The following is a 5,192-nucleotide window of genomic DNA, read 5'->3' on the forward strand; positions in this document are numbered from 1 at the left end:
GCTGTTGGCAACCAAAACTGGTGACTGTCACATCCTGAGGCCGACAAAACTGCGTGATAGCAACGCTCAATGATAACTCAACGACCGTAAGAAACGATAGTGTTCAATGTTCAGTAACTACAGCGAGTCAACGATTATGCAATGCTAAATCTGTTAGTTGTGCGTCACGTTTTCGTGAACTTAATGCTGCTACGCGGGCATTAAGTAGGTATCGATGCTTATCCATCACGATTATTAAACAGTGACTGCTAATCAATTCTGCTTTTGTCGAATCAATGTTAGTGTTATTGCGATATCACCGCAAGATGTCCAGTTAAGCACTTGAGATGGTCTACAATAGTGCCGAATTGCGCCATTGCAAGATTTCGGTAAGCGGCTAGGTGGATGCTGTGTCGCGATAATTGGTGGTTGTTGGCGACTTTCCAACAACCGCCAATTATCGGGGACGAATTGAAGACTCGCATGGGTTTTGGCGAGGCTTGAATTCGAGGACTGAGACCGCTCTTTGGCTCAGGCCGGCCCCACAGCAGGAACCTAGCCACTTACCGGAATCGACAGTTCACGCAAATCAAACTTCACAAGCTGAACAGAAGAATGCTTACGATGGACACAAAAAACACGCATACCAACCTAATTGATTGGCATGCGTGTTTTATTCATTAATAACCAGTAGCTGACGAGGTCGTGTAGTTACTGTTATCACCAGTCCCCGTTGAGGTTGCGGTGAGTTTAGTTGAGTCTTTTAGGTTTAAGGTGCGACGAATGTGGTTCGACACAAGTTGTAATTCCTTCATAGTTGGAATCTGGTAGGAGATGCCATCGATCATTGCGTCTTGACCTTGGAGGGTTTCAGACTTGATGTGGTGGGTGGCATCGCCGTACTTGGTTCGAACAGCAATCATGTCATCAAAGGACATGTCAGTCTTCATGTTGCCGTTAAGAGAGGTCAAAATTTGCTTGTAGCGGGTGATTGACGAAATGCCGACACCCTTGACCACTAATTTTTGAAGGACTTGCCGTTGCCGTTTTTGCCGACCGTAGTCACCTAACGGATCATCGTAACGCATCCGGGAGTAGTCTAACGCTTGCTTCCCGTTCAAATGAATCTTTTGGCCTTTCACCACGTTCGCGTGACCATACTTGAAGGTCATGTTAGGCGTTAGGTCGATACCACCAACGGCATCAACCATCTTTTCGAGCCCGCCCATGTTGACGATGGCGTAGTAGTCGATTGGAATATCAAGCAAGTTCTGAACCGTATCAACGGCTGTTGCCGGTCCACCAATCGTATAAGCGGCGTTGATCTTTTCGTAGCCTTGGGTATCGCCCTTAACTTGAACCCGAGTATCCCGGGGAATACTTGTGAGGTAAGCCGTTTGCTTTTGCGGGTTGATCGTTGCAACGATCAGGGTATCAGTTCGCCCAGTGTCGCTTCGACCTAACGCGCCCGTGTCGGTCCCAAGTAGCAGAATTGAGAACGGCTTACCACTTGAAATCACCTTGGAGACGTTTCGTAACTTATTGACTTGACCTTGTTCGTAAGTCTTGTCGAACGTGTTTTTGGCATCATTATAAACGTGATAACCGTAAGCGACGCCCCCCGTGACCAAGATTAAAACTACAATCAGTAAGCTCCATAATAGCCCGCGATGTCGTCTACGGGGTTTAAAGTGCTGGCGGTCACTCCGTCGGTAACCTGATTCAGGTTGGTTTTGATTTGAATTATTCGATGCCATAAATTTTCCTCGCCTTTGTAAAATCTTTTTGCATTATATGTCAAAATCGTTACATAAAGTTACAATCTAGTAAAGTTTAAACGGATTTTAACAAAATACAACCGTTCGTCTATCGACACAATCGAGGGGATTTAGAGCAGGTGCAGTTAATTCCCTGTAACCAACTAATTACTGGCGTTCCGACCGTGTCAATAATGGCGTTTATTTTTCTAGTCTAACTGTACCATTACATCATAAAATAAGCGTGGCGTAAATAAAATTATCCAAAAAACGGCCGCTGATTATTTTTTTAGGTCGATTTAAGGTCACTTTGATACGGAAAGAAGTAGGGTTCAATCAATTGTAAGATTAAAAATGAATGGGAATGCGTTCATTTTAGTGGGGAAATTAGTTCATGTAAGCGGTTGTATTCTGAAAAGCCTGAAAAGTCTTATCTTGATGTGCTATAATAAAAATTAATTTTTGATGTGAAAGGGGTGATTCAATTATGCTGCTATTGTTCGCTCGGAGTGTGGCGGGCGTGGTCGAGATCCTGATCATGATTGCATTGGGATATTTGTTAACTAACCTTGGTTGGTTCAACGAGTCGGCTAGTAAGTTGATTGCCCGGTTGGTCACGCAGGTGGCTTTGCCGGCATATATGGCGTACACCATCGTCAGCAAGTTCTCGTTTAGCCGACTGGTTGGTACGCTTCCCGATTTACGATTTCCAGTTGTCTCAATGATGATCCTGTTCGTCGTTTCAATCATTGTAGCCAAAGTTTTACATATTAAGGAAAGCCACCGGGGGCTTTTTGAATCAATGTTTTTTAATTCCAATACGGTGTTTGTTGGCTTGCCAGTCAACGTCGCTTTATTTGGTGAAGCAAAGAGTTTGCCGTACGTGCTCGTGTACTACATGGCAAACACAACTATTTTCTGGACGCTGGGGGTTTACTTGATTCAACGGGATGGCGAAGGGGATTACAAATTCAACCTGGGCCAAACCTTGAAAAAAGTGTTCTCGCCACCATTGCTTGGCTTCATGGTTGGGGTGGTCTTGGTGCTGCTCAAAATCAAGCTGCCAAACTTCATTATGCAAGATTTGAACTACATTGGTGGGTTAACGGTGCCATTGTCGATGATCTTCATTGGGATCGCGATTGCGAACGTGGATCTTCATGACCTGACGTTAAATCGTGGTAACTTGGGAATCTTGAGTGGTCGTTTCATTTTGGCGCCCATCTTGATGGCGTTGCTCGTGCTGCCAACACCAATGCCTGCCATGATGAAAAAAGTGTTCATCATTCAATCAGCCATGCCAGTCATGACAAACGCACCCGTTGTGTCGAAGTTATATGGCGCCGATTCAAGTTTTGCGGCGATCATGGTAACGGAAACCACGTTGATGAGTTTGATCGTTATTCCAATTTTAATGTTATTATTGAACGGTGTGCATTAAACATGGCCAGTGATGGCCGATAATTGTTGTTGCTTGAGGTTTAGGAAGGGTTCTGCATTGTTTTGAGAAAAACCATTTTATACATTGCGTTTTCAACGTTAATGTTTAGTTCAATGGAAATTGCACTGAAGTCAGCTGGGAGCGCGTTTAGTCCGATTCAATTGAATCTGATTCGTTTCTTCGTTGGTGGTCTAGTTTTGTTGCCAATCGCGTTACGGACAAATGCGAAGCAGGGGATGCACGTGCACCTAAGTGATTGGGCACTGTTTGCCTTAACCGGGTTCGTCTGTGTGATCGTCAGCATGACGTTGTACCAACTGGCTATCGTCTACGATGAAGCATCGACGGTTGCTGTGTTGTTCAGTTGTAACCCAGTATTTGCCCTTATTTTTTCCTACCTCATCCTACACGAACGGTTAGGCCGAGCGAACTTAATTGCGGTGATCGTATCGTTGATTGGCTTACTTGTGATTGTTAACCCCAGCCACCTCAGCCGGCCACTTGGGTTAGTTTTGGCGATTTCATCGGCCTTAACGTTTGGGTTGTACAGCATCATTTCACGGTATGGTTCCGTAAAACATCACTTTAACGGTATCGTGATGACCGCCTACACGTTCCTAGCAGGCTCTGCTGAATTGCTGGCGCTGGTTTTGATCACGCATATTCCAGCCGTTGCCAACGGGTTAGATCAAGGCGGCTTGTTGTCACAATTTAGTCGGATTCCAGTCCTTCAAAATGTGACGTTGAACCACTTTTGGTTACTCTTCTTTATCGGGGTTTGCGTTACCGGTGGTGGGTTTGCCTTTTACTTCTTGGCAATGGAACGCTCCGATGTGTCAACGGCCTCACTGGTCTTCTTTATCAAACCAGGGTTAGCACCAATCTTAGCGGCGCTGATCTTAGGCGAGCATATCTCAGTTGAAACCATTGTTGGGATCGTGATCATCTTAATTGGATCCGTCATCACCTTTATGGGGAACCGGATCAAGGCGCGCGAATCGCACTTGCTTAATCAAGATGACGTGACAGCGGAAGTTGCTGCAGCTCAAGAATCGGTTCAATCACCAGAAACGCTGGTTAAATCAACGCAACCAACGCAACATTAATGAATTAAGGTTAGATAACAAACACCGCTTGCATTTGGGTGTAAAATAGAGTCAAATTAATAAGCAGTCTTATCAGTGATGATAATGCCGCTTATTTTTTAATTGATAATTGTGCTTAATTGAGCAATTGATTGAAACAAAGATTGGCGGTATGACGCCGATTAAGGCAGAGGAGAGAACGAACATGGTTGAATTAGTCGTTTTACGGCATGGTGAAAGTGAGGCTAACCGCGACGGTATTTTTACAGGTTGGAGTGACGTTTCCCTGACGAAACAGGGGATTCAACAGGCACACGAGGCTGGGCAGTTGCTCGCGAAATCCGGAATCCAGTTTACCCATTGCCATACCTCGATGTTGAAACGCGCAATCACAACGACCCACATCGTTTTAGCGGAGATCAATCAGTTATTTATTCCTGAAACGAAATCTTGGCGGTTAAATGAACGGCACTATGGTGCGTTACGTGGCCAGAAAAAACAGGCCGTTAAACAACGAGTCGGTGAGACCCAGTTTCGAACTTGGCGTCGAAGCTTTAAGACGGTACCGCCACTGCTTGATCAACCAGACGAAGATCCGCGCTATGCAGCATTGGGCGTTACTGAACCCCGGGGTGAGAGCCTAGAAATGGCCTATAATCGCCTGATGCCTTACTGGGAGGATCAGATTGCCCCACGGCTACTAAACGGCGATAACCAACTCGTAGTGGCCCATGGTAGCACGTTACGGGCGCTGATCAAATACTTGGAACGAATTAGTGATGCTGATATTGATCAACTTGAAGTACCTAACGGGGAGCCGATTCGCTACCAGTTGGATGACCGGTTGCGCATTGTAGCGAAAACTGTTGGAAAAGATATCTTGAAGTGAACTTGAGCCACTTTGACGTTTAGTCGTTGAGGTGGTTTTTG

Annotated in this window: 4 protein-coding genes; 3 read left to right on the forward strand and 1 reads right to left on the reverse strand. The window is 45.4% G+C overall.

All coding sequences use genetic code 11. The annotated features are described in order from the left end of the window. Nucleotides 1-659: 659 nt before the first annotated feature. Nucleotides 660-1,736, reverse strand: a complete 1,077-nt coding sequence (locus JCM2765_RS15950) for an LCP family glycopolymer transferase (protein WP_054737530.1) — start codon at nt 1,734-1,736, stop codon at nt 660-662. A gap of 487 nt (nt 1,737-2,223) precedes the next feature. Between JCM2765_RS15950 and JCM2765_RS15955 the strand changes: the two genes are divergently transcribed. From JCM2765_RS15955 to JCM2765_RS15965, 3 genes are all read left to right on the forward strand, one after another. Then, nucleotides 2,224-3,177 (forward strand): AEC family transporter, encoded by a 954-nt coding sequence (locus tag JCM2765_RS15955; protein WP_156301836.1) that lies wholly within the window; start codon nt 2,224-2,226, stop codon nt 3,175-3,177. A gap of 62 nt (nt 3,178-3,239) precedes the next feature. Further along, nucleotides 3,240-4,283, forward strand: coding sequence for a DMT family transporter (locus JCM2765_RS15960; protein ID WP_054737531.1), 1,044 nt, complete (start codon nt 3,240-3,242; stop codon nt 4,281-4,283). A gap of 184 nt (nt 4,284-4,467) precedes the next feature. After that, entirely contained in the window at nt 4,468-5,151 is a 684-nt protein-coding gene (locus tag JCM2765_RS15965; protein ID WP_054737532.1) for a 2,3-bisphosphoglycerate-dependent phosphoglycerate mutase, read from the forward strand. Nucleotides 5,152-5,192: the final 41 nt, after the last annotated feature.

Source organism: Secundilactobacillus similis DSM 23365 = JCM 2765 (assembly GCF_001311075.1).
GTDB classification, from domain to species: Bacteria; Bacillota; Bacilli; order Lactobacillales; family Lactobacillaceae; genus Secundilactobacillus; species Secundilactobacillus similis.

Excerpts from the sequence above, each read along its gene's own strand:
- JCM2765_RS15950 (WP_054737530.1), bottom strand. The coding sequence starts at position 1,736 with ATGGCATCGAATAATTCAAATCAAAACCAACCTGAATCAGGTTACCGA.
- JCM2765_RS15955 (WP_156301836.1), top strand. The coding sequence starts at position 2,224 with ATGCTGCTATTGTTCGCTCGGAGTGTGGCGGGCGTGGTCGAGATCCTG.
- JCM2765_RS15965 (WP_054737532.1), top strand. The coding sequence starts at position 4,468 with ATGGTTGAATTAGTCGTTTTACGGCATGGTGAAAGTGAGGCTAACCGC.